Raw genomic sequence first — 20,668 nt, forward strand, 5'->3', positions numbered from 1 at the left:
CCCGTGTCCCCACACCCGTCCCCCCGGCGGCTGCCTGCCCTGGTGTCCCTGCTGGCCTCGGTCGCGCTCGCGCTCGGCGTCACGCTCGCGCTCGGCACCGGCAGCGCGTCGGCCGCGAACATCCTCGCCAATCCCGGCTTCGAGAGCGGCGCGCTCTCCGGCTGGACCTGCACCGGAACCGCGTCGGTCGTCTCGACCCAGGCGCACGACGGCAGCCACTCGCTGAGTGCGGCGCCGTCGGGCTCCGACACCGCACAGTGCTCCCAGCAGGTCACTGTGCAGCCCAACACCGCGTACAAGCTGTCCGCGTGGGTCCAGGGCAGCTACGTCTATCTCGGCGTCTCCGGCTCCGCGGCGCAGAACACCTGGACGCCCGGCGCGACCGGCTGGCAGCAGCTCAGCCTGAGCTTCACCACCGGCTCGTCCACGAGCCTCACGGTGTACCTGCACGGCTGGTACGGCCAGCCGGCCTACCTCGCCGACGACGTGAACCTCGACGGCCCGGGCACTCCGCCCACGACGTCCACGGCGCCGACTTCGCCGACGTCCACCACGCCGACGACCCCGACGTCGCCGACGACGACCACCACGACCAGCACCCCGCCGCACAACGGCGACCTGCCGAAGCACATCCTCACCGGCTACTGGCAGAACTTCGACAACGGCGCGAAGACGCTGAAGCTGGCTGACGTGCCCACGACGTACAACGTCATCGCGATCGCCTTCGCCGACGCCACCACCACGCCCGGCGCGGTGAGCTTCACGCTCGACCCGGCCCTGTCGTCGAAGCTCGGCGGCTACACCGACGCGCAGTTCCGCGCCGACATCAAGACCGTGCAGGCGCGCGGCCAGAAAGTGATCATCTCGGTCGGCGGCGAGAAGGGCACGATCAGCGTCGGCGACAGCTCCTCGGCGAGCAACTTCGCCAGCTCGGTGAAGCAGCTGATCTCCACGTATGGCTTCGACGGCGTCGACATCGACCTGGAGAACGGCATCAACGCCACCTACATGGGCCAGGCGCTGCGCAGCATCCACGACGGCGGCGGCTCGGTGATCACCATGGCGCCGCAGACGATCGACATGCAGTCCACCCAGGGCGGCTACTTCCAGCTGGCGCTCAACATCAAGGACATCCTCACGGTCGTCAACATGCAGTACTACAACTCGGGCGCGATGAACGGCTGCAACGGGAACGTCTACTCCCAGGGCACGGTCGACTTCCTCACCGCGCTCTCGTGCATCCAGCTGCAGGGCGGCCTGCGAGCCGACCAGGTCGCGTTCGGGCTGCCGTCCTCGGGCTCGGCGGCGGGCGGCGGGTACCAGTCGCCGTCGAACGTCGTGTCGGCGATGAACTGCATGGCCAAGGGCACCGGCTGTGCTTCCTTCAAACCGTCGGCGACCTATCCGGAGTTCCGCGGCGCGATGACCTGGTCCATCAACTGGGACGCGTCCAACGGGTACTCCTTCTCCAACACGGTCAGCGCGGGCTTGAAGAACCTGCCCTGATCGAACGCACCAGGTAGTCGGCCGGGTCGAGTGCCCTGGTCCGGCGGTCGTATTCGGTGACCAGCCCGGGCCAGTTGGTGCTCACCCGGCCGTTTTCCTGCCGGTACCAGCTTGTGCAACCGCTCCAGACGCTGTGCGAGAGCCGTGCTTGCACCTCGCGGTCGTAGCGGTCCTCGACTTCGGCGCGCACCTCCAGCGACGCCACGTCCGGCCGGGCGAGGTGTTCGACGGCCTGGCGGAGGTAGCGGGCCTGCCGCTCGATCATGTAGATGATCGAACCGGCCCCGAGGTTGGTGTTGGGGCCGTAGACGCAGAACAAGTTCGGGAATCCCGGCACCGTCATGCCGAGGTAGGCCCGCGCGCCGCCGCGCCACGCCTCGGACAGCGACCGGCCGTCGCGGCCGAGCACCTTCATCGGGCCGAGGAATTCGGTCGCTTTGAACCCGGTGCCGTAGATCAGCACGTCGACCTCGTGCTCTACACCGTCCGCGGTGCGCACGCCGCGCGGGGTGATTTCCTTGATCGAGGACGTTTCGACGCTCACGTTCGGCTGCGCGAGCGCGGGCAGGTAGTCGTTGGTGAACAAGATCCGCTTGCAGCCCAACGGGTAGTCCGGCTTCACGCTGCGGCGCAGTGCGCGGTCTTTGAGATGACGGCGGCGCAGCTGGGCGGTGCGCAGTTCGAAGATCTTGGTCAGCAACGGATACCGCGTCATGCCGTAGGTCGCGTACTCGGCGAGCAGGAAGATCCGGGCGCGGCCGAACAGCTGAGTCTTCGGCAGCCGGCGGAAAAGCCGCTTCTGCCAGGCTGCGTAGCGGCCGTCGTTCTTGGCCATGATGTAGGGCGGCGTGCGCTGGAAGACCGTGACGTGCGCGGCTTCCTTGCGGATCTCCGGGACGAACTGGATCGCGCTCGCGCCGGTGCCGATCACCGCGATCCGCTTGCCCGCCAACGGGATTTCGTGATTCCACTCAGCCGAGTGGAACGCCGCGCCGGCGAAACCTTCCCGGCCGGGGATCGACGGCCACGCCGGCCGGGAGAGCTGGCCGACGGCGGGCACGAAGACGTCTGCCTCGAACGTCTCGCCTCGCGCGGTCTCGACGCGCCAGCGGCCGTTGTCGTAGGTCGCGGACGTGACCTCGCGCCCGTAGCGGATGTGCGGTTCGATGCCGTACTTCGCGATCACGCGCTTGAGGTAGGCGTGGATGTCCGGCTGCATCGCGTACCGCTTCGGCCAGTCCGGGTTGGGCTCGAAGGAGAACGAGTACAGCGGCGACGGGATGTCGCAGGCCGCGCCGGGGTAGGTGTTCTCGCGCCACACGCCGCCCGGTTCGGTCGCCCGCTCCAGGATCGTGACGTTCGGGAAACCGGCGCGCTTCAGCTCGATCGCGGCGCCGATTCCGCCGAACCCGGTGCCCACTACCAGCACCGACGGGGTGTCGTCCATAGGCCGAAGCTACGCAGGCGGCCGCCGGTGCGGAAGGGCACGAACGGCCACTCGATCGAGAATTCCGGCCAGCGGGTCGCGGTTACTCGCTCCTGAGCTGGACCTCGTGCGTCTTGCCGGGCTCGGCCCACGCGAGCAGCTTCCGCCCGGCGCTCTCCAGCGCGGCCGTGTCGCGTTTCGAGATGCGCTCGAACGGTGTGAGGACCATCGTCGCCGACTCGCGCGTGGTCGTGGTTTCCCAGCTCCCGCGGACGCGGCCGTCGACCAGCAGGGTGCCTTTGACCAGGCCGTTGATAGTGATCACGCGTTTGCGATGCTCGTCGCTGATCATCCGGGTGCGGTCGGCGTAGGACAGCAGAGTCTGGTCGAACGGACCCAGCAGCCGCGGCGGAACGGGCGTGTCCTCGTCGGGCAGCGTGGCGTCCGGCAGGTCGTAGAGCGTGCGGCCTTCGGGATCGAGGTAGGTGCGCAGGTCCATCTCTTCGACCACCTCGCCGAGCTTCGTGACGCCAGCCCAAGCCTGCACGTCGGCCACCGTCGCGGGGCCGAACGCGGCGAGATAGCGGCGAACCAGTTCGGCGGCGGACGGCTCCGGCGCGGCGACGCCGTCGAGCCAGTGGTCCGCGACCTGGTAGGTCGGCTGCCCGGCCTTGCCCCACACGCCGCGCGGCGGGATCTGCACGAGCGGCAGCACGGCGCGGACCAGGAACATCAGCGACGCGGCCGGAGTCTCCGGATAGTGCTCGGCCAGCGCTTTGCCGAGCTGATCGCTCGAATACGGCCGCTCGCGCAGCAGTTCGGCGGTCGTCTTCGCCACCGCGTCGTGATCGAGCTTGGACAGCGGTTCCCGGTGCTGGTTGGCCGCCGTCAGAGCGCGGTCCATGACGATCTGGACCAGCGGACGCCAAGCGAGCGCGTCGGCGGCGGGGACGAGGTGCACCGTGCCGCGCATCAGCACCATCCGCACCACGCTGCGGTCGAGCAGCAGGCTGGCGAGATCGTCCGGCTGGAAGCCCGCCAACCGGCACCACAGCGCGTAGTACGGCGGGAACGGCGCTTGCGCTTGCAGCCCGGCGAGGTGCGTGACGGCGTCGAGAACCGGCATCTTGCCGGGTTTCAGGAGCAGTTGCCGGTCGAGGGTCGCGCGGTTGAGGAGGCGGTGGGAAAGGTGCACGGCGGGAGCTTAACGAGCAACCCGGACAGTTTTGGCCCTCGATCGCACGCGGACGGCCGGTTGATCCATAATTCCGGTCATGGCCGAGCTAGCCGCACCCGCCATCCGCGACTGGGATTACCCGCGCGGCACGGCGAGTGTGCTGCTCATGCACCGCTTCGCCGAGGAACACGGCGTCACGCTGCCCGGCGTGCCAGTCGAGGAATTGCGCGCGCCGGACCGGCAGCTCGACGCTCGGCAGGAACTGGCCGTCGTGCGCGCGCTGCTGGCGACGGTCGGGCCGGACGACGACGTCGCGCTCGGCCTCGGCTGCCGGTACCGGGCGACGACGTTCGGCATCTTCGGCTTCGCCTGCATCAGCAGCCCGACGATGCGCGACGCGATGGTGTTCGCCCTGCGGTACCTGGATTTGTCCTTCACCTTCTGCATTCCGCACGTCGAGCTCGACGCCGCCGGACTTCGCCTGGTGCTGGACGATTCGCGGGTCCCGGAAGACGTCGCGCGGTTCCTCGCGCTGCGCGACCTGTCCGCGATCTGCACCGTCATGCGGGATCTCCTGCCGGAGATCTCCTTGGAACGGCTGGAGTTCCGGTTCCCGTCCTCGTCCTTTGTGGACGCGTATTCGACGGCCTTCGGGATCAACCCGGTTTTCGGGGCGGCCGAACATCAGGTCACCCTTGATCCTGAGCTGCTGAACCTTCCGTTGCCGCAAGCCAACGAACAGACCGTCGCGCTCTGCGCCGCGCAGTGCGACGCGCTCGTGGCCCGCCGCCGCACGCGCTCGGGAGTCCCGCAGCTGGTGCGGGAACGGCTGGTGCGGCTCGGCGGCGCGGACGCCGGGATGGACGAGATCGCCCGCCAGCTCACGCTCAGCACGAGAACCCTGCGCCGGAGGTTGACCGAGGCGGGCACCGGTTACCGCCAGCTCCTGGACGAAGTCCGCCAGACGCTCGCCGAGGAAATGCTCGACACCGGCGTGCTGTCCGTCGATGATGTCGCGCTGCGCCTTGGCTATGCCGAAGCGTCGAGCTTCATCTACGCCTTCAAACGCTGGACCGGGACGACTCCGGCCGCGTACGCGCGCCGCAACCGTTAGTTCTTTTGCGCCAATACCGCCGGATAGGTGACTTCCAGCAGCTGCACCAGCGATTCCACCAGGAACGCGCGCAGTTCGGCCCGCTCCAGCGTGCCGCGGACCAGCCACTCCCGCGACGCGGCGCGCAGCATCCCGCCGTACGCGCGGATCATCGCCCGCAGCTGCGGATGTCCGTTCGCGGGCAGCAGGGCGGCGGCGAGCACGCGGTCGGCGGCGATCTCGTCGGCCTCCCGCATGATCCGCTCGACCTCCGGGTCGTGCGCCGCGTCGATCACCGTGAGCCAGGCGTCGCGGTTGCGTTCCACCACGTCGATCCACCGGTCGATGCCGATCTCCAGGCGCAGCCGGGGCGGGCCGTCCGGCAGCGCGTCGACGACCGGGGCGGGCACGATCGTCATCTGCCGCACCACTTCGAGATACAGCTCGCGTTTGCCGCCGAAATAGTGGTTGATCAGCGGCCGGGCGACCCCCGCGGCCGCCGCGATGTCCGAAGTGGACACCGAGGAGTAGCTGCCCGCGCCGAAGCAGCGCCTGGCCGCGGCGAGGATCTCGGCCCGGCGCTGCGCGGGGTCCAGCCGCCGCCGGGGTCCGCTGCTCACCGGGCCAGCCTCGCCGCCGGGCGAGGTCGTTGTCAACACGGAGCGGGCCGCGTGGCGGCGCTGCCGCCGGATGCCGTTACCCAACCGGAACAACCGGCCGGTAACTCCGGCCGCCCCGGCCGCGACCTTCAGCCGGGGGACGTGGGGCGAGCGGGAGCGGGCGATGAACGGCACGGATCAGCAGCCGCGGCCGTCCGGCCGGTGGGTCGGGGTGCGGTTGCACTACCGGCACGTCCGGATGGACGACCGGCCGTGCGCGACCGGCTGCCCGGAGGACGAGCTGACGGTGTCGTATCCGGGGATACTGATCAGCAGCTACGACGACGGCGAACTGGTGGGGGAGCGGTGGATCCCGCTGGGAGCCGAGCCGAGCGAGGAGGACGACGAGGCGCTGATCGAGCAGCTGCGGACGGCGCTGTGGTGGCAGCTCGGCGAGACCCAGTCGGACAGCTGACCAGCGGTCTGTGAAGGGAACCCTGAGGGAATCAGATTCCCTCAGGGTTCCCCTCACGGACTTCTCAGCCGCCGTTGGTCTGGTGCGTCCAGGCTGTCGACTGCCGGGAGAGTGCCAGTCAGCGGCGGCCAGCACCTGCTCGGAGTCGCTTCCTCGCCAGGAACTGTCCACTATGGATGATCCGCGAACCGGGAACATCCATTCGGCGGGCTTCAGCGCTCGGCGAACGCCATCACGCTGAAGCCCTGCCCCGCCTTACGCTCCTGATCCGGTGACCGCCCGGTCGACCGTCTCCGTCTTCTCGCGCAGATCCACCCCCCGGGTTTCCGGGAGCGTGAACACGACCAGCGCACTGATCACCATCAGCACGATTCCGTAGATGATGAACAGCGACGGATGCCCGTTCCCGGCGAACAGCGTCTGCAAGTACGGTGCCGTGCCGCCGAACGCCGCGACCGCGATCGAGTACGGCACGCCGACGCCGATCGCGCGGATGCGGGTCGGGAAGATCTCCGCGTAGACCGCCGGGCCGATGGAGGAGAACCCGGCCATGAACAGCAACGCGATCGACATCGCCACGAACAGCTGCCACGGCTCGTGCCCGACCATCGCGTTCAGCGGGAAGCTCAGCACGAGCAGGCCCGCGATCGCGATGAACAACACCGGCTTGCGGCCGATGCGGTCGGACAGCATTCCCCACAACGGCAAGGCGATCAGGAAGACGACGTTCGCGAACACGCCCGCCCACAGCGCGCCGGTCGGGGCGACGCCGCGCACGGTGATCGCGTACGACGGCGCGGCGACGGCCCACATGTAATAGATGACCGTCGCGCCGACCGTCAGCCCGACGACCTGCGCGAGCAGCTTCGGGTTCTGCTTGATCGTCTGCCAGATCTGGCCCTTCTCCTTCGACGCGTCCTTCTTCGAAGCCTGGAACACCTCGGTCTCTCGCATGCGAAGCCGCACGTAGAGCGAGTAGATCCCGAAGACGCCGCCGAGGATGAACGGGATGCGCCAGCCGAAGGACAGCATCTGCTCGTGCGTCAAGACACCGGAGAGGACCGCGCCCAGCAGGGTGCCGACGAGGACACCGCAGGTGCCGGAGAAGTAGATCAGGCTCGACCACAACCCGCGCCGGGCCGGCGGGGCGACCTCGGCGATGTAGGTCTGCGCGGACGGCAGCTCGCCGCCGTGCGCGAGGCCCTGTGCCAGCCGCGCGACGACGAGGATCACCGACGCCCACACGCCGATTTGGCCGTACGTGGGGGAAAGGCCGATGACCAGGCTGCCGGCGGCGGCGATCGCGACGGTCAGCGACATCGCCAGCTGACGGCCCTTGCGGTCGGCGATCCAGCCGAACACCCACCCGCCGACCGGTCGCGCGGCGAACCCGACCGCGAACACCGCCAGCGTGCTCAGCAGGGCCGAAACCGCGCTGTGGGCGTTGAAGAACTGCGCGGCGAAGAACGACGCGAAGGTGGCGTAGACGTTCCAGTCGAACCATTCCATCGCGTTGCCGGCACCGAGCCCGAACAGGGTGCGGCGACGGTCTGGGACCACAGAAGTCATCGCAGTGCTCCTTCGGCGAAACGGTCGAGACGGCGGACGGCGAGTTCGGCGTAGACGGTGGCGGCGCGGGACAGCACGGACGGGTCGAAATCGGCGTACGGGCTGTGGTTGTTGGGCGCGGTGTGCGGTTCGAGGCCCGGCATCAGCGCGCCGAGGCCGAGGAACGTGCCCGGCACCGCGGCGAGCACGCGGGAGAAGTCCTCGGAACCGGCGACCGGATTGGGCAATTCGGTGTAGTACTGCTCGCCGATCGTCTCGCGGACGACCTCGGCACCGAACGCCGTCTCGTCGACATCCGTTACGGTCACTGGATATTCGTTCTCGAAGACGACGTCCGCGGTGACGCCGTTCGCCCGCGCGACACCGTCGATCGTCTCGCGGATGGCGGTGTCGAGGAGAGCGGCGGTGTCGTCGGAGAAGCAGCGGACGGTCGCCTCGAACTCAGCGGTCGCGGGAATGACGTTGCGCTTGGTGCCGCCGCGGATGACGCCGACGGTGAGCACTGCTGGGTCGAAGATGTCCAGCCGCCGCGTGATCATCGTCTGCAGCGCGGTGATCATCGCTGCGGTGGCCGAGATCGGGTCCTTGGCGCGGTGCGGCATCGAACCGTGGCCGCCTTCGCCGTGCACGGTCACGAGCAGCTTATGCGAAGCGGACATCAGCGTCCCGGGGCGGCTCGCGAACTGGCCGCTCGGCAGCATCGATGAGAAGACATGCAGCCCGTACGCGGCGTCCACGCGTCGGCCAGCAGCGTCGAGCACGCCTTCCTTCAGCATTACGCCCGCGCCGTCCCAGCCTTCTTCGCCAGGCTGGAACATCAGAACGACATCGCCGTTGAGCCGGTCGCGGTGCGTGTGCAGCAATCGAGCCGCCCCGACCAGCGACGTGGTGTGCAGATCGTGGCCGCACGCGTGCATCGCGCCGTTGGTGGCGGCGAAGTCGAGCCCCGTCGCCTCCTGCACCGGGAGCGCGTCCATGTCCGCGCGCAACAGGACCGTGCGCGGCTGAGCCGAATCCCGGGCCGAGCCTTCGCCTCGAAGCACCGCGGTCACCGACGTCGTGCCGGTTCCGGTGGAGACCTCAAGGCCGAGTCCGTCGAGTTCGCGCAGGACCCGTTCCTGGGTGCGGGGCAGGTCGAGGCCGATCTCGGGCTCGCGGTGCAGGTCGCGGCGCAGCCGGGCCAGGTCGTCCTGCTGGCTGCGAGCGTCTTCGTGGAGGTCCACCGGCTCGGCTCCTCTTCGTCGGGGAACGGCGTCTTGGTGGTCGAGTGTGCGAACTGACGCCCGATATCGGGTTAGAGTTGTCGGAATCGCTCGCGGACTGGCCCTCTGGAGAAGAAACAGTGATCGACTCGCTGGAGGAGGAAGACTTTTCGCTCATCCACGCGCTGCAACTGCGCCCCCGCGCCACCTGGACGCAACTGGCCGCGGCACTCGACTCCTCCCCGGTGACGCTGGCGCGGCGCTGGGAACGGCTGCGCGACGGGGGAGCGGCCTGGGTGACGGCGTATCCGCACGTGCCCGGGCTGTATCAGGTGCAGGCCGCGTACGTGGAAATCCGCTGCGCGAGCGGCCAGGTGCGAGAGCTGATCCGGGAGCTGTCGACGTGGCCTTCGGTGGCCAGCATCGAGGAGGCGTCGCGCGAATACAGCGTGGTGCTGACGGTGTTCGGCCTCGGCCTGCGCGATCTGTCCGCCCTGCTGCTGGACGCGATCCCCAGCCTGCCCGGAGTGCTCAACACGCGCTCGCATCTGGCGTCGCGGCTGCACGTCGAGGGCAGTTCGTGGCGAGTGGGCGCTTTGGATAGGCGACGCGTGCAGGCTCTGTCGCAACTACCGTCCATCGGCGGCGGGCGGCTGGCCAAGCTGCAGCCGTGGGAAGAGCCCTACGCCCCGCTGACCATCGCCCTGGGCGAGGACGGTCGGCGCAGCGCCGCGGACCTTGCCCGGATCACCGGACGTCCTGTGTCGACTGTTCGCCGTCAGCTCGGACACCTGCTGGGCGCCGACGCGCTGACGTTCCGCTGCGAGATCGCACAGGGGCTTACGCCGTCGCCGATCGTGGTCAACTGGTGGTGCCAGGTCCCGGTGGCGCACGTGTCGACGTGCGTGGATCGGTTGCGTGCCAACCCGACTGTGCGGCAGATGGCGAGTTTGCCTGGCCCCGCGAATCTTTTGGTGACTACGTGGATGCGCTCGATCGAGGAGTCGATGCGGATGCAGGAGCACCTGGAGCAGGATCTGGCACCGTTGTCGGTGGTGGATTCGGCGCTGATCCTGCGGACGGTCAAGCGGATGGGGTGGCTGTTGGACGATTTGGGGCGCAGTACGGGGTTTGTGGTGACTATGCCTGCGCCTGCTCGGGAGGAAACGCCCTAGCTCAGGTCAGCCGGAAGGTCGCGCGGTATTCGGACGGCGAGACGCCGAGCGCGTCGCGGAAGTGGCGGCGCAGGGTGGCAGCGCTGCCCATCCCGCAGCTCGCGGCGATCTGGTCGACCGAGGAATCGGTGCGCTCGAGCAGTTCCTGTGCCCGGGCGAGGCGTTGCCGGTGCAGCCAGTTCAGCGGCGCGGAACCGAATTCGGCGCGCATCCGGCGGGCGAGCTGCCGGGAGCTGAGGCCGGCGTGGCGCGCGAGGTCGACGACCGTGAGCGGCTGGTCCAGCCGGGACCGCGCCCACTCCGCGGTGCGCGCCAGGCCGAAACCGTCCGGGGACGGCGGCGGGGACACGAATTGCGCCTGGCCGCCGTGCCGATGCGGCGGGACGACCAGCCGGCGGCCGAGGTCGTTGGCGACCGCCGCGCCCAGGTCCCGGCGCACCAGGTGCAGGCACAGGTCCAGGGCGGCCGTCTTGCCCGCCGAGGTGAGGATGTCGCCCTCGTCGACGTAGAGCACGTCGGCGCGCACCTTCACGCGCGGATAGCGGCGGGCCAGCTCGTCGGCGTGCATCCAGTGGGTGGTCGCGATCCGGTCGTCCAGCAGTCCCGCCGCGGCCAGGACGAACGAGCCGGTGCACAGGGCCGCGATCCGGACCCCGCTCGCGTGTGCCTCCCGAAGAGCGGCGGAGAGCGCCGGATCGATCTCCTCGCCGGGAGAATCCGTGGACGGGACCACGATCAGATCGGGGGCCGCTTCGCCGATCTCCGAGACGCCGATCGCGGGCAGATGCGGAAGCCAGTGTCGCGGCGACCGGTCCGGGCAGGCCACGACGACGTCGTACCAGGCGCCGTCGGGGGAGAGGTCCGAACGGTCGACGCCGAAGACCTCGGCCGCGATCGCGACCTCGTACAGCATCGCGTGCTGATGCAGGACGAGCACCAGCCGGGGCATGTCCGATACTGTACGCGACTCGTCCTTTCAGACACTCACCAGTGGCGCGCGGGAGAGCCCAGAATCAGTGCCATGACAGATTCCCAGCGTGTCCTGGTCTACGGCGCCAGCGGCCACACCGGAAAGTTCGTGGTCGACGAGTTGCTGCGACGCGGTCTTCAGCCGATCGTCGCGGGCCGAAGCCTCTCGCGGCTCGCGCAGTTCGCGGATCTGGACCACCGCGCGGCAAGCGTCGACGACGGCCCCGGTTTGCGGGCGCTCTTGAACGACGTCGCGGTAGTGATCAACTGCGCTGGCCCGTTCCTCGACACCGCACTCCCGCTCGCGACGGCAGCGGTCGAGACCGGCACTCACTACCTGGACGTCACCGCTGAGCAACCGGCCGTGCAGCAGCTCTACCGCGAACTCGACGCGCCCGCGCGCTCTGCTGGGACAGCGGTAGTGCCCGCCATGGCGTTCTACGGCGGGCTGGCCGATCTGCTCCTCACCGCCGTGCTCGGTCCCGAGACGTCCGCCGCCGAGGTCGAAATCGCCATCGGGCTGGACCGGTGGTGGCCCACGGCGGGAACCCGGGTCACCGGCGCCCGCAACACCGCGACCCGGCTGGTGATCCGCGACGGCGTCCTCGCCCCGGTCACCACCCCCGCAGTGACCGGCAAGTGGGACTTCCCGGAGCCGATCGGCGCACAGTCCACTGTGGAGCTGCCCTTCTCCGAGGTCGTGACGATCGACCGGCATCTCAAGGTGGGGACACTGCGCTCCTGGCTGAACACCGCCCCGCTCGACGACCTCCACGACCCGGACACCCCGGCCCCGCAAGCCCACGACGAGCACGGACGCTCGGCTCAGCGCTTCGCCGTCGAAGTCACCGCCGGCTCCGGCACACAGACTCGCCGCGGCACCGCGACCGGGCGCGACATCTACGCCACGACCGCGCCGATGCTGGCCGAAGCCACTGTCCGGCTTCTCGACGGCCGGTACCGCGGCCCGGGCGCACTCGCCCCGGGCGAGGCATTCGCCGCCGCTGACTTTCTGGCCGCGATACCGCAGTCTGACGCCGATTTCGAAGCTGTCTGGCAATAAGCCGCTAGGCACGCAACCCGTCGAACGCCATCTTGCACACCGCGTCCGCCAGTTCCTCCGGAGACGATCCCCGTCGCGGCCGGTACCACTCGATCAGCGAGTTCACCGTGCCGAACAGCAGCCGCGCGGCGATCGCCGGGTCGATATCCGGCCGGACATCTCCTTCAGCCTCGGCCTGTTTCACCAGATCCGTCACCAGATGATCGAACTCGCGCCGCCGTGCCAACGCCGCCCGTTCGGCCTTCGTATTACCCCGTACCCGAAGCAGCAACGTCACGAACGGGAGCCGATCCGCCAGCACCAGCACACTCCCGCGCACCAGATGCTCCAAGCGGTCGATCGCCCGCCCGTCGAGCGCTTCCGTCGACTCCGCGACCTCGAACAGCCCGTCCAGCGCCCGGCCCACCGCCAGCCGGAGCAGTTCCTCTTTGCTCGGCACGTGGTGGTAGATCGCGGATTTCGTGATGCCGAGCTTGCGCGACAGGTCCTCCATGCTGGTCCCGTCGTAACCGCGGTCGTTGAACAGCTTGACCGCGACCTGGAGCAGCGACTCCAGGTCGTAGCCGGGCCGGCCGCGACGGGCGGGGGTCGTCACGAGCGTTCGTCCAGTACGCGGCGCATTTTGCCGAGCGAACGCTCAAGGGTGTCCGGATCCACGACCTCTACCGAAACGCTTACGCCGACGCCGTCCTTCACCCCGGCGGCCACCACGGCAGCGGCGGCATCCCGGGCGTCGGCGGTGGTGTCGGCACGGGCCTCGACGCGCACGGTGAGGTGGTCCAGGCGGCCGCGGGTCGAGCGGACCAGCTGGAAGTGCGGGCTCAACCCCTCGGTGCGCAGGACGATTTCCTCGATCTGCGTGGGGAAGACGTTGACCCCGCGCAAAATGATCAGATCGTCGCTGCGGCCGGTCACCTTCTCCATCCGGCGGAAGACCGGGCGCGCGGTGCCGGGCAGCAGGCGGGTCAGGTCGCGGGTGCGGTAGCGGATGATCGGCAGCGCCTGTTTGGTCAGCGACGTGAACAGCAGTTCGCCGCGTTCGCCCTCGGGCAGCACCTGCTCGGTGAACGGGTCGATCACCTCGGGGAAGAAATGGTCCTCCCAGATGTGCAGGCCGTCCTTGGTTTCCGCGCATTCCTGCGCGACACCCGGGCCCATCACCTCGGAGAGGCCGTAGATGTCGACCGCGTCGAGGGCGAACCGTTCTTCGATCTCGCTGCGCATCTGCTCGGTCCACGGCTCCGCACCGAAAATGCCCACCTTCAGCGAACTGGCCCGCGGATCCACGCCCTGGCGCTCGAATTCGTCGAGCAGCGTCAGCATGTAGGACGGCGTGATCATGATGATCTCCGGCTTGAAGTCGGTGATCAGCTGGACCTGCCGGGCGGTCATCCCGCCGGACGCCGGAATCACTGTGCAGCCGAGCTTTTCCGCGCCGTAGTGCGCGCCGAGCCCGCCGGTGAACAGGCCGTAACCGTAGGCCACGTGCACCTTGTGCCCCGGCCGTCCGCCCGCCGCGTGGATCGAGCGCGCCATCACCGTGGCCCAGGTGTCCAGGTCGTCCTCGGTGTAGCCGACGACGGTCGGCTTCCCGGTGGTGCCGCTGGACGCGTGCAGCCGGCGGATCTGGTCCTGCGGCACGGCGAACATGCCGAACGGGTAGCTCTCGCGCAGGTCGGCCTTGGTGGTGAAGGGGAACTTCGCCAGGTCTCCCAGTTCGCGGCAGTCGTCGGGATGCACGCCGGCCTCGGAGAACTTCTTGCGGTACAGCGGAACGTTCTCGTAGGCGTGCCGCAGGGTCCACTGCAGCCGTTCCAGCTGGAGCGACGCCAGTTCGTCGGCGCTGAGGGTTTCGGCGAGGTCTGCGGTCACTGTGCTTCCCGGGTCTTCTCGATGACGCGGCTGCGGCCGCGGAATTCGGCGACGATCTCGGGCCCGTCGGGGGTTTCCCGGTGCACCGTGACGTCGTAGATGCCGTTGCGGCCGTAGCGGGTGCGCTCGGCGGCCGTCGCGACGAGGTGGTCGCCCAGTTTTCCGGCGGCGACGAACGAGATCTCCGCGCCCGCGGCGACGGTGACCGGCCCGTACGTGTTGCAGGCGAGGGCGAAAGTGGTGTCGGCGAGCAGGAACACGTAACCGCCGTGGGCGATGTCGTGGCCGTTGACCATCGTCTCGGTGACCTTCATCGTGGCCACCGCCCGGCCGTCGGCCGCCTCGACGAGTTCGATGCCGAGCGAGCGGGACGCTTCGTCGGTGTCGAACATGGTGTGCGCGGCGTTGCGGGTCACGAATTCGCCCTCCGGAATGGTGACTTACTGACCGAACGGCCGGTAATCCTGGCTGGAGCCCAGTAAAGGCCGCGACCCGGGCGGTGTCAAGCAACGCGGGGGTTCCGATCAGCCCGGGGAACGGCTATCCTGCGAATTACTGAACGTCCGGTTGGTAATTCGGCGAGAGGGTCGGCATGGTTCTGCTCCGCAGCTACGTCTCCGGGGGATGGCACACGGCGCCGGGCGAGGGCGCCCCGCTGCACGACGCGGCGACCGGGGAGGAAGTGGCCCGGATTTCGTCGGAGGGGATCGACTTCGCCGCCGCGCTCGACTACGGCCGCAGCGTCGGCGGTCCGGCGCTGCGGAAGCTGACGTTCCATCAGCGGGCCGCGCTGCTGAAGGCGCTCGCCTCGCACCTGCGCGAGCACCGCGAAGAGCTGTACGCGCTGTCGGCGCGCACGGGCGCGACGCTCGGCGACTCGAAGTTCGACATCGACGGCGGCATCGGCGTCCTGTTCAGCTACGGCTCGAAGGGCAAGCGCGAGCTGCCGAACGACACCGTGTACGTCGACGGCGCGGTCGAGCCGCTGAGCCGCGGCGGCACGTTCGTCGCGCAGCACATCGCCACGCCGCTGCAGGGCGTCGCGATCCAGATCAACGCCTTCAACTTCCCGGTCTGGGGTCCGCTGGAGAAGTTCGCGCCCGCGTTCCTCGCCGGGGTGCCGAGCCTGATCAAACCGGCCAGCCAGACCGCGTACCTGACCGCGCGGCTCGTGGAGCTGATCATCGAGTCCGGCATCCTGCCCGAGGGCACGGTGCAGTTCGTCGCGGGCAGCGTCGGCGACCTGCTCGACCACGTCACCGCGCAGGACCTGGTGTCGTTCACCGGCTCCGCGTCCACCGCGCAGAAGCTGCGCGCGCACCCGGCGATCGTGCGGAACTCGGTGCGGTTCAACGCCGAGGCCGACTCGCTGAACTGCTCGATCCTCGCCCCGGACGCCCGGCCGTCCACGCCGGAGTTCGACCTCTTCGTCAAGCAGCTGACCACCGAGATGACGGTGAAGGCGGGCCAGAAGTGCACCGCGATCCGCCGCGCGTTCGTGCCGGCCGAGATGCTGGACGACGTCGCCGAGGCGGTCAGTGCCCGGCTCGCGAAAGTAATTGTCGGCAATCCTGTGTTTGATGCCGCCTCCGCGGGAAAAAGTACGTCGGCGGGCGCCGAAGGCGTCCGGATGGGCGCGCTGGCCAGCCTGGAGCAGCGTGAGGAGGTCCGCCGTTCGCTGAAGGCCCTGCTCGACGCGGGCAGCATCGTCTTCGGCGACCCGGAGCACGTCGACGTCGTGGACGGCGACGAGGCGACCGGCGCGTTCATCTCGCCGATCCTGCTCAAGGCCGACCCGGAGCGCGCCGAACCGCACGAGGTCGAGGCGTTCGGCCCGGTGTCCACGCTGATGCCGTACACGTCGGTCAAGCAGGTCATCGAGTTCGCGGCGCGCGGCGGCGGCAGCCTGGCCGGATCGGTCGTGACCGGCGACCCGGTGTTCGCCCGCGAGATCGTGCTGGGCGTCGCGCCGTACCACGGCCGGCTGCTGGTGCTCGACAGCGACGACGCGAAGGAATCCACCGGGCACGGTTCGCCGATGCCGCAGCTGGTCCACGGTGGACCCGGTCGCGCGGGCGGTGGCGAGGAAATGGGCGGTATCCGCGGCGTGCTGCACCACATGCAGCGCACGGCCGTGCAGGGCAGCCCGACGGTGCTCGGCGCCGTCACCGGCCGATGGGTCGAGGGCGGTCCGCGGATCGAGGACGACGTGCACCCGTTCCGGAAGTCGTTGGCCGAGCTGAAGGTCGGCGATTCGGTGGTGGCCGGTCCGCGCACCGTCACCCGCGCCGACATCGACCACTTCGCCGAGTTCACCGGCGACACCTTCTACGCGCACACCGACGAAGCGGCGGCCGCGGCGAACCCGCTGTTCGGCGGCATCGTGGCGCACGGCTACCTGGTCGTCTCGTTCGCCGCGGGCCTGTTCGTGTCGCCCGAGCCGGGGCCGGTGCTGGCCAACTACGGCCTGGAGAACCTGCGGTTCCTCACGCCGGTGAAGGAGGGCGACGCGCTGACGGTCACCCTGACGGCCAAGCAGATCACGCCGCGGATCGACCAAGAGTACGGCGAAGTCCGCTGGGACGCGGACGTCACCAACTCCGACGGCGAGTCGGTCGCGAAGTACGACGTGCTCACCCTCGTCTCGAAGGAGCAGCCGTGACCGCTGTGGCAGAACCCGAACTGGAAGCCCTCTTCGAGCACACCATCGAACGGGACCAGCGCATCGAACCGCGCGACTGGATCCCCGAGGGCTACCGCAAGACGATGATCCGCCAGATCGCGCAGCACGCGCATTCGGAGATCATCGGCATGCAGCCGGAGGGCAATTGGATCACCCGCGCGCCTTCGTTGCGGCGCAAGGCGATCCTGCTCGCGAAGGTGCAGGACGAGGCCGGTCACGGGCTGTACCTGTACTCCGCGGCGGCGACGCTCGGCGCGGACCGCGCGGACCTCACCGACAAGCTCATCGCCGGCAGGCAGAAGTACTCGTCGATCTTCAACTACCCGACGCTGACCTTCGCCGACGTCGGCGTGATCGGCTGGCTGGTGGACGGCGCGGCGATCTGCAACCAGGTGCCGCTGTGCCGGTCGTCGTACGGGCCGTACGCGCGGGCGATGATCCGGATCTGCAAGGAGGAGTCCTTCCACCAGCGGCAGGGCTACGAGCTGCTGATGACCATGATGCGCGGCACCGGGCAGCAGCGGGAAATGGTGCAGGAGGCGGTGAACCGCTGGTGGTGGCCGTCGCTGATGATGTTCGGCCCGCCGGACGCGGATTCGCCGAACACCGCGCAGTCGATGGCGTGGAAGATCAAGCGGCACACCAACGACGAGCTGCGGCAGCGCTTCGTCGACATGTCCGTTCCGCAGGCCGAGGCGCTCGGCGTGACCTTCCCGGACCCGGAACTGCGGTGGAACGCCGAGCGGGAGCACTACGACTTCGGCGCGGTCGACTGGGACGAGTTCAAGAACGTGCTCAAGGGCAACGGCCCGTGCAACGCGGACCGGATCGCGCACCGCCGGCGCGCGCACGACGACGGTGCCTGGGTTCGAGAAGCCGCGGCGGCGCACGCGGCCAAGATGCAGTTGGGGGGTCCAGGGGGGCTTGCCCACCGGCCGGGGTCTGGGGCTCGGCCCCAGAAGGCACAGAAAGAGGTTTCGGCATGAAGCACGACTGGCCGTTGTACGAGGTGTTCGTCCGCGGGAAGCGGGGGCTGAACCACGTGCACGTGGGCTCGCTGCACGCGGCGGACGACGAGATGGCGCTGCACCACGCGCGCGATCTCTACACGCGCCGCAACGAGGGTGTGTCGATCTGGGTCGTTCGCGCCTCGGACATCACCGCGTCTTCGCCGGACGAGAAGGACCCGTTCTTCGCGCCAAGCGGGGACAAGGTGTACCGGCACCCGACGTTCTACGACATTCCCGACAACGTTCCCCATATGTGAGGTCTGGGATGTCTTTCGACAACGTCTACGAAGCCATCACCGAGGACAACGACGCGCGTTGGGCGTTCGGCACCGGGTTCGCCGACCCGCTGTCCGGGGTGGACACTTCGGTGCCGTCCGGAGTGGACGGTGCGCGGCTGGCCGCGTACTGCCTGATGCTGGGCGACGACGCGTTGATCCTCTCGCACCGGCTGCAGGAGTGGGTCAGCAACGCGCCGGAGCTGGAGGACGAGGTCGCGATCGCGAACATCGGCCTCGATCTGCTCGGCCAGGCGCGGTTGCTGCTGGCTCGGTCCGGCAAGGCCGACGGTACTGATCGGTCCGAGGACACGTTCGCGTTCCTGCGCGCGGAGAACGAGTTCCGGAACGTGCGGCTGGCCGAGCTGGGCGGCGGGCACTTCGGGCACCTGATCGCGCAGTTGTTCGTGTTTTCGACCTGGCGGCTCGCGTTGTTCCAGCAGCTGGAGTCCAGTGTGGACCCGGTGCTGGCGGCGATCGCGGCCAAGGGTGTGAAGGAACTGGCCTATCACCGGGATTATGCCGCGCAGTGGCTGGTGCGGTTGGGGGACGGGACGCCGTTGTCGCACGAGCGGATGGCCGAGGGGCTGGCCGCGGTGTGGCCGTATGTCGAGGAGTTGTTCTCGACGCATCCGGCCGAACTGGTGGATGCCGCTTCGTTGCGGCCGGAGTTCGACGCTGTGCTGGAGCAGGCGCTGGCGGCGGCTGCGTTGGAACGGCCGGAGATCGGGGCTGTCGCCGGGGTTTCCGGCCGCACTGGGCGCGACGGGGTGCATACCGAGCAGATGGGGTTCCTGCTGGCCGAGTTGCAGAGTGTGGCTCGGGCGATGCCTGGGGCGTCGTGGTGACCGCCGACGTGCTCTTTCCCGCGGAGGCGGCGTCCAACACCGCGGTCGCGGTGGCTTCCACGGTCACCGATCCGGAGTTGCCGATGCTGACGCTCGCGGATCTGGGTGTGCTGCGCGGAGTGTCCGAAGAGGACGGCCGGGTCACGGTGTCGATCACGCCGACGTATACCGGTTGTCCGGCTATGGACACCATGCGGGACGACCTGGAGCACGCGTTGCGTGGTGCGGGGTATGTCGAGATCGACATTCGCACTGTGCTGGAACCGGCTTGGACGTCGGATTGGATCAGCGAGGACGGACGGCGGAAGCTGGCTGAGGCCGGGATCGCTCCGCCGGGGTCGGCGCCTCGGCGGGCGGCGGGGCCGATTCCGTTGACTCTCGGGCCGCCGGTGCACCGTGTTGCGTGCCCGCACTGCGGCTCGCTCGACACTGAAGAACAGTCCCGGTTCGGTGCTACTGCGTGCAAGGCGTTGCGGCGGTGCCGGTCTTGCTGGGAGCCGTTCGAACACGTCAAGGAGATTTGAGTGACTGCCACCGTTTCCCGCCGTGCCGGGTTCCATCCGTTGCGGGTGGCCGAGGTTGAGCGGCTTTGTGATGACGCCGTGGCCGTTACCTTTGACGTGCCCGAAGAGCTGGCGTCGGTCTATGCCTTTGCGCCTGGGCAGTCGCTGACTTTGCGGCGGATGGTGGACGGGCGGGATGAGCGGCGGTCGTACTCCATTTGTGCCCCGGCGGGGGAGCGGCCTCGGGTCGGGGTGCGGTTGGTGCCGGACGGGGTGTTCTCGTCGTGGCTGGTCAACGAGGTTCGTCCGGGGGACACCGTTGAGGTGTCTGCGCCGACCGGGTCGTTCACGCCTGATCTTGCCGCGGGTGGCCACCACGTGCTGATCGCTGCTGGTTCTGGGATCACGCCGGTGTTGTCTATCGCGGCTTCTTTGCTGGCTACTCCGGATGCTTCGGTGACTGTCCTTTATGGAAACCGTCGCACCGACACGGTGATGTTCGCCGATGATCTGGCGGATTTGAAGGATCGGTATCCGGCTCGGCTGGAACTGGTGCATGTGCTGTCTCGGGAGCCTCGCGAGGCCGAGTTGTTCACTGGGCGGTTGGATGCGGACAAGTTGAGCGCGTTGTTCGGGTCGATTGTGCCGGTCGAGGATGTTGACCATTTCTGGCTGTGCGGGCCGTTCGAGATGGTGACTTCCGCGCAGGATCTTCTTGGGGCGCTGGGGGTTCCGGGGGAGCGGGTTCATCAGGAACTGTTCTATGTGGACGAGGTGCCGCCGGAGCCGGTCAAGCATGTTGATCCTGCTGTCGCCGGTGCTTCGTCTGAGGTGACGCTGGTGCTGGATGGTCGGTCCACGACGATGAATCTGCCCCGGGAATCCTCGGTGCTGGATGGGGCGCAGCGGTTTCGGCCGGATTTGCCGTTCGCTTGCAAGGGCGGGGTTTGCGGGACTTGCCGGGCGAAGGTGACTGAGGGGGCGGTGGATATGCGGCGGAATTTCGCGTTGGAGAAGGCCGAGGTGGAGGCTGGGTTTGTGCTGACTTGTCAGTCGCGTCCGGTTTCTGAGCGGGTTACGGTGGATTTCGATGCTTGAGGGTTGTTTGTCGTAGGTGGTGGGTTGCGTGGGGGGCACCCCGAAGCTGAGTGTGACTACGGCGCGGAGGTGGTTTTTCAGGCGGGAAAAAGGCCCTTACCAACACCCCCTCGCCCTGTTTTTTG

Annotated in this window: 20 protein-coding genes; 11 read left to right on the plus strand and 9 right to left on the minus strand. The window is 68.7% G+C overall.

The features are described 5' to 3' along the window. Positions 1–3: 3 nt before the first annotated feature. A complete protein-coding gene (locus tag ACZ7SW_RS12445; RefSeq protein ID WP_470230500.1) occupies positions 4–1,506 on the plus strand; it encodes a chitinase in 1,503 nt (500 codons plus the stop codon). On the opposite strand, the gene ACZ7SW_RS12450 is transcribed toward ACZ7SW_RS12445, so the two are convergent. Together ACZ7SW_RS12450 and ACZ7SW_RS12455 are read right to left on the minus strand one after the other, a co-directional pair. Further along, entirely contained in the window at positions 1,478–2,953 is a 1,476-nt protein-coding gene (locus ACZ7SW_RS12450; RefSeq protein ID WP_470230501.1) for a flavin-containing monooxygenase, read from the minus strand. The genes ACZ7SW_RS12445 and ACZ7SW_RS12450 overlap by 29 nt on opposite strands. A gap of 82 nt (positions 2,954–3,035) precedes the next feature. Next, on the minus strand, positions 3,036–4,127 hold the full coding sequence (locus tag ACZ7SW_RS12455) for a winged helix DNA-binding domain-containing protein (protein ID WP_470230502.1): 1,092 nt from the start codon (positions 4,125–4,127) through the stop codon (positions 3,036–3,038). Positions 4,128–4,206: 79 nt separating this feature from the next. Here ACZ7SW_RS12455 and ACZ7SW_RS12460 point away from each other — a divergent pair, with 79 nt between their 5' ends. Beyond that, complete coding sequence (locus ACZ7SW_RS12460; protein ID WP_470230503.1) at positions 4,207–5,223, plus strand: AraC family transcriptional regulator; 1,017 nt, start codon at positions 4,207–4,209, stop codon at positions 5,221–5,223. Here ACZ7SW_RS12460 and ACZ7SW_RS12465 read toward each other — a convergent pair. Further along, on the minus strand, positions 5,220–5,822 hold the full coding sequence (locus ACZ7SW_RS12465) for a TetR/AcrR family transcriptional regulator (protein ID WP_470230504.1): 603 nt from the start codon (positions 5,820–5,822) through the stop codon (positions 5,220–5,222). The two genes, ACZ7SW_RS12460 and ACZ7SW_RS12465, sit on opposite strands and share 4 nt — an antisense overlap. 163 nt (positions 5,823–5,985) lie before the next feature. On the opposite strand from ACZ7SW_RS12465, the gene ACZ7SW_RS12470 reads away from it, so the two are divergent. After that, a complete protein-coding gene (locus tag ACZ7SW_RS12470; protein ID WP_470230505.1) occupies positions 5,986–6,276 on the plus strand; it encodes a hypothetical protein in 291 nt (96 codons plus the stop codon). A gap of 255 nt (positions 6,277–6,531) precedes the next feature. Here the strand turns inward: ACZ7SW_RS12470 and ACZ7SW_RS12475 are convergent, their stop codons facing one another. Further along, positions 6,532–7,845 (minus strand): MFS transporter, encoded by a 1,314-nt coding sequence (locus tag ACZ7SW_RS12475; RefSeq protein ID WP_470230506.1) that lies wholly within the window; start codon positions 7,843–7,845, stop codon positions 6,532–6,534. Beyond that, positions 7,842–9,068 (minus strand): M20 metallopeptidase family protein, encoded by a 1,227-nt coding sequence (locus ACZ7SW_RS12480; protein WP_470230507.1) that lies wholly within the window; start codon positions 9,066–9,068, stop codon positions 7,842–7,844. Before ACZ7SW_RS12480 ends, ACZ7SW_RS12475 begins: the two co-directional genes overlap by 4 nt. 119 nt (positions 9,069–9,187) lie before the next feature. Here ACZ7SW_RS12480 and ACZ7SW_RS12485 point away from each other — a divergent pair, with 119 nt between their 5' ends. After that, entirely contained in the window at positions 9,188–10,222 is a 1,035-nt protein-coding gene (locus ACZ7SW_RS12485) for an Lrp/AsnC ligand binding domain-containing protein (protein ID WP_470230508.1), read from the plus strand. A gap of 1 nt (position 10,223) precedes the next feature. Here ACZ7SW_RS12485 and ACZ7SW_RS12490 read toward each other — a convergent pair whose 3' ends face one another. Next, positions 10,224–11,171, minus strand: coding sequence for a GlxA family transcriptional regulator (locus ACZ7SW_RS12490; protein WP_470230509.1), 948 nt, complete (start codon positions 11,169–11,171; stop codon positions 10,224–10,226). 72 nt (positions 11,172–11,243) lie between these two features. On the opposite strand from ACZ7SW_RS12490, the gene ACZ7SW_RS12495 reads away from it, so the two are divergent. Beyond that, positions 11,244–12,254, plus strand: coding sequence for a saccharopine dehydrogenase family protein (locus ACZ7SW_RS12495; RefSeq protein ID WP_470230510.1), 1,011 nt, complete (start codon positions 11,244–11,246; stop codon positions 12,252–12,254). Positions 12,255–12,258: 4 nt separating this feature from the next. Here ACZ7SW_RS12495 and ACZ7SW_RS12500 read toward each other — a convergent pair whose 3' ends face one another. The 3 genes from ACZ7SW_RS12500 to paaI are packed head-to-tail and all read right to left on the minus strand — an operon-like array spanning position 12,259 to position 14,518. Next, entirely contained in the window at positions 12,259–12,849 is a 591-nt protein-coding gene (locus ACZ7SW_RS12500; protein WP_116206018.1) for a TetR/AcrR family transcriptional regulator, read from the minus strand. Then, the gene (paaK, locus tag ACZ7SW_RS12505; protein ID WP_470230511.1) at positions 12,846–14,126 is read right to left on the minus strand and encodes a phenylacetate--CoA ligase PaaK; all 1,281 of its coding nucleotides are present in this window, start codon (positions 14,124–14,126) and stop codon (positions 12,846–12,848) included. Before paaK ends, ACZ7SW_RS12500 begins: the two co-directional genes overlap by 4 nt. Then, positions 14,123–14,518: a hydroxyphenylacetyl-CoA thioesterase PaaI gene (paaI, locus tag ACZ7SW_RS12510; RefSeq protein ID WP_470230945.1), complete on the minus strand. Its 396-nt coding sequence runs from the start codon at positions 14,516–14,518 to the stop codon at positions 14,123–14,125. The genes paaK and paaI overlap by 4 nt, the downstream gene beginning before the upstream one ends. A gap of 200 nt (positions 14,519–14,718) precedes the next feature. Between paaI and paaZ the strand changes: the two genes are divergently transcribed. Genes paaZ through paaE form a run of 6 tightly spaced genes read left to right on the plus strand, consistent with a single transcriptional unit; the run spans position 14,719 to position 20,543 of the window. Beyond that, positions 14,719–16,788 (plus strand): phenylacetic acid degradation bifunctional protein PaaZ, encoded by a 2,070-nt coding sequence (gene paaZ / locus ACZ7SW_RS12515; RefSeq protein ID WP_470230512.1) that lies wholly within the window; start codon positions 14,719–14,721, stop codon positions 16,786–16,788. After that, positions 16,785–17,795, plus strand: coding sequence for a 1,2-phenylacetyl-CoA epoxidase subunit PaaA (gene paaA / locus ACZ7SW_RS12520; RefSeq protein WP_470230513.1), 1,011 nt, complete (start codon positions 16,785–16,787; stop codon positions 17,793–17,795). Before paaZ ends, paaA begins: the two co-directional genes overlap by 4 nt. Beyond that, positions 17,792–18,076, plus strand: coding sequence for a 1,2-phenylacetyl-CoA epoxidase subunit PaaB (gene paaB / locus ACZ7SW_RS12525; RefSeq protein ID WP_009073848.1), 285 nt, complete (start codon positions 17,792–17,794; stop codon positions 18,074–18,076). Before paaA ends, paaB begins: the two co-directional genes overlap by 4 nt. A gap of 8 nt (positions 18,077–18,084) precedes the next feature. Continuing rightward, positions 18,085–18,942 carry a 1,2-phenylacetyl-CoA epoxidase subunit PaaC gene (gene paaC / locus ACZ7SW_RS12530; protein WP_470230514.1) on the plus strand — a complete coding sequence of 286 codons (858 nt, stop codon included), beginning with the start codon at positions 18,085–18,087 and terminating at the stop codon, positions 18,940–18,942. After that, positions 18,939–19,466 (plus strand): 1,2-phenylacetyl-CoA epoxidase subunit PaaD, encoded by a 528-nt coding sequence (gene paaD, locus ACZ7SW_RS12535; RefSeq protein WP_470230515.1) that lies wholly within the window; start codon positions 18,939–18,941, stop codon positions 19,464–19,466. The genes paaC and paaD overlap by 4 nt, the downstream gene beginning before the upstream one ends. Continuing rightward, on the plus strand, positions 19,467–20,543 hold the full coding sequence (gene paaE, locus ACZ7SW_RS12540; protein ID WP_470230516.1) for a 1,2-phenylacetyl-CoA epoxidase subunit PaaE: 1,077 nt from the start codon (positions 19,467–19,469) through the stop codon (positions 20,541–20,543). Positions 20,544–20,668 lie beyond the last annotated feature (125 nt).

The organism is Amycolatopsis sp. NPDC114484 (assembly GCF_055633755.1).

What these genes read in the sequence shown, in the direction of transcription:
- ACZ7SW_RS12450 (WP_470230501.1), bottom strand. Translation starts at nt 2,953, where the DNA reads ATGGACGACACCCCGTCGGTGCTGGTAGTGGGCACCGGGTTCGGCGGA.
- ACZ7SW_RS12460 (WP_470230503.1), top strand. Translation starts at nt 4,207, where the DNA reads ATGGCCGAGCTAGCCGCACCCGCCATCCGCGACTGGGATTACCCGCGC.
- ACZ7SW_RS12470 (WP_470230505.1), top strand. Translation starts at nt 5,986, where the DNA reads ATGAACGGCACGGATCAGCAGCCGCGGCCGTCCGGCCGGTGGGTCGGG.
- ACZ7SW_RS12475 (WP_470230506.1), bottom strand. Translation starts at nt 7,845, where the DNA reads ATGACTTCTGTGGTCCCAGACCGTCGCCGCACCCTGTTCGGGCTCGGT.
- ACZ7SW_RS12490 (WP_470230509.1), bottom strand. Translation starts at nt 11,171, where the DNA reads ATGCCCCGGCTGGTGCTCGTCCTGCATCAGCACGCGATGCTGTACGAG.
- ACZ7SW_RS12495 (WP_470230510.1), top strand. Translation starts at nt 11,244, where the DNA reads ATGACAGATTCCCAGCGTGTCCTGGTCTACGGCGCCAGCGGCCACACC.
- paaI (WP_470230945.1), bottom strand. Translation starts at nt 14,518, where the DNA reads ATGTTCGACACCGACGAAGCGTCCCGCTCGCTCGGCATCGAACTCGTC.
- paaZ (WP_470230512.1), top strand. Translation starts at nt 14,719, where the DNA reads ATGGTTCTGCTCCGCAGCTACGTCTCCGGGGGATGGCACACGGCGCCG.
- paaB (WP_009073848.1), top strand. Translation starts at nt 17,792, where the DNA reads ATGAAGCACGACTGGCCGTTGTACGAGGTGTTCGTCCGCGGGAAGCGG.
- paaC (WP_470230514.1), top strand. Translation starts at nt 18,085, where the DNA reads ATGTCTTTCGACAACGTCTACGAAGCCATCACCGAGGACAACGACGCG.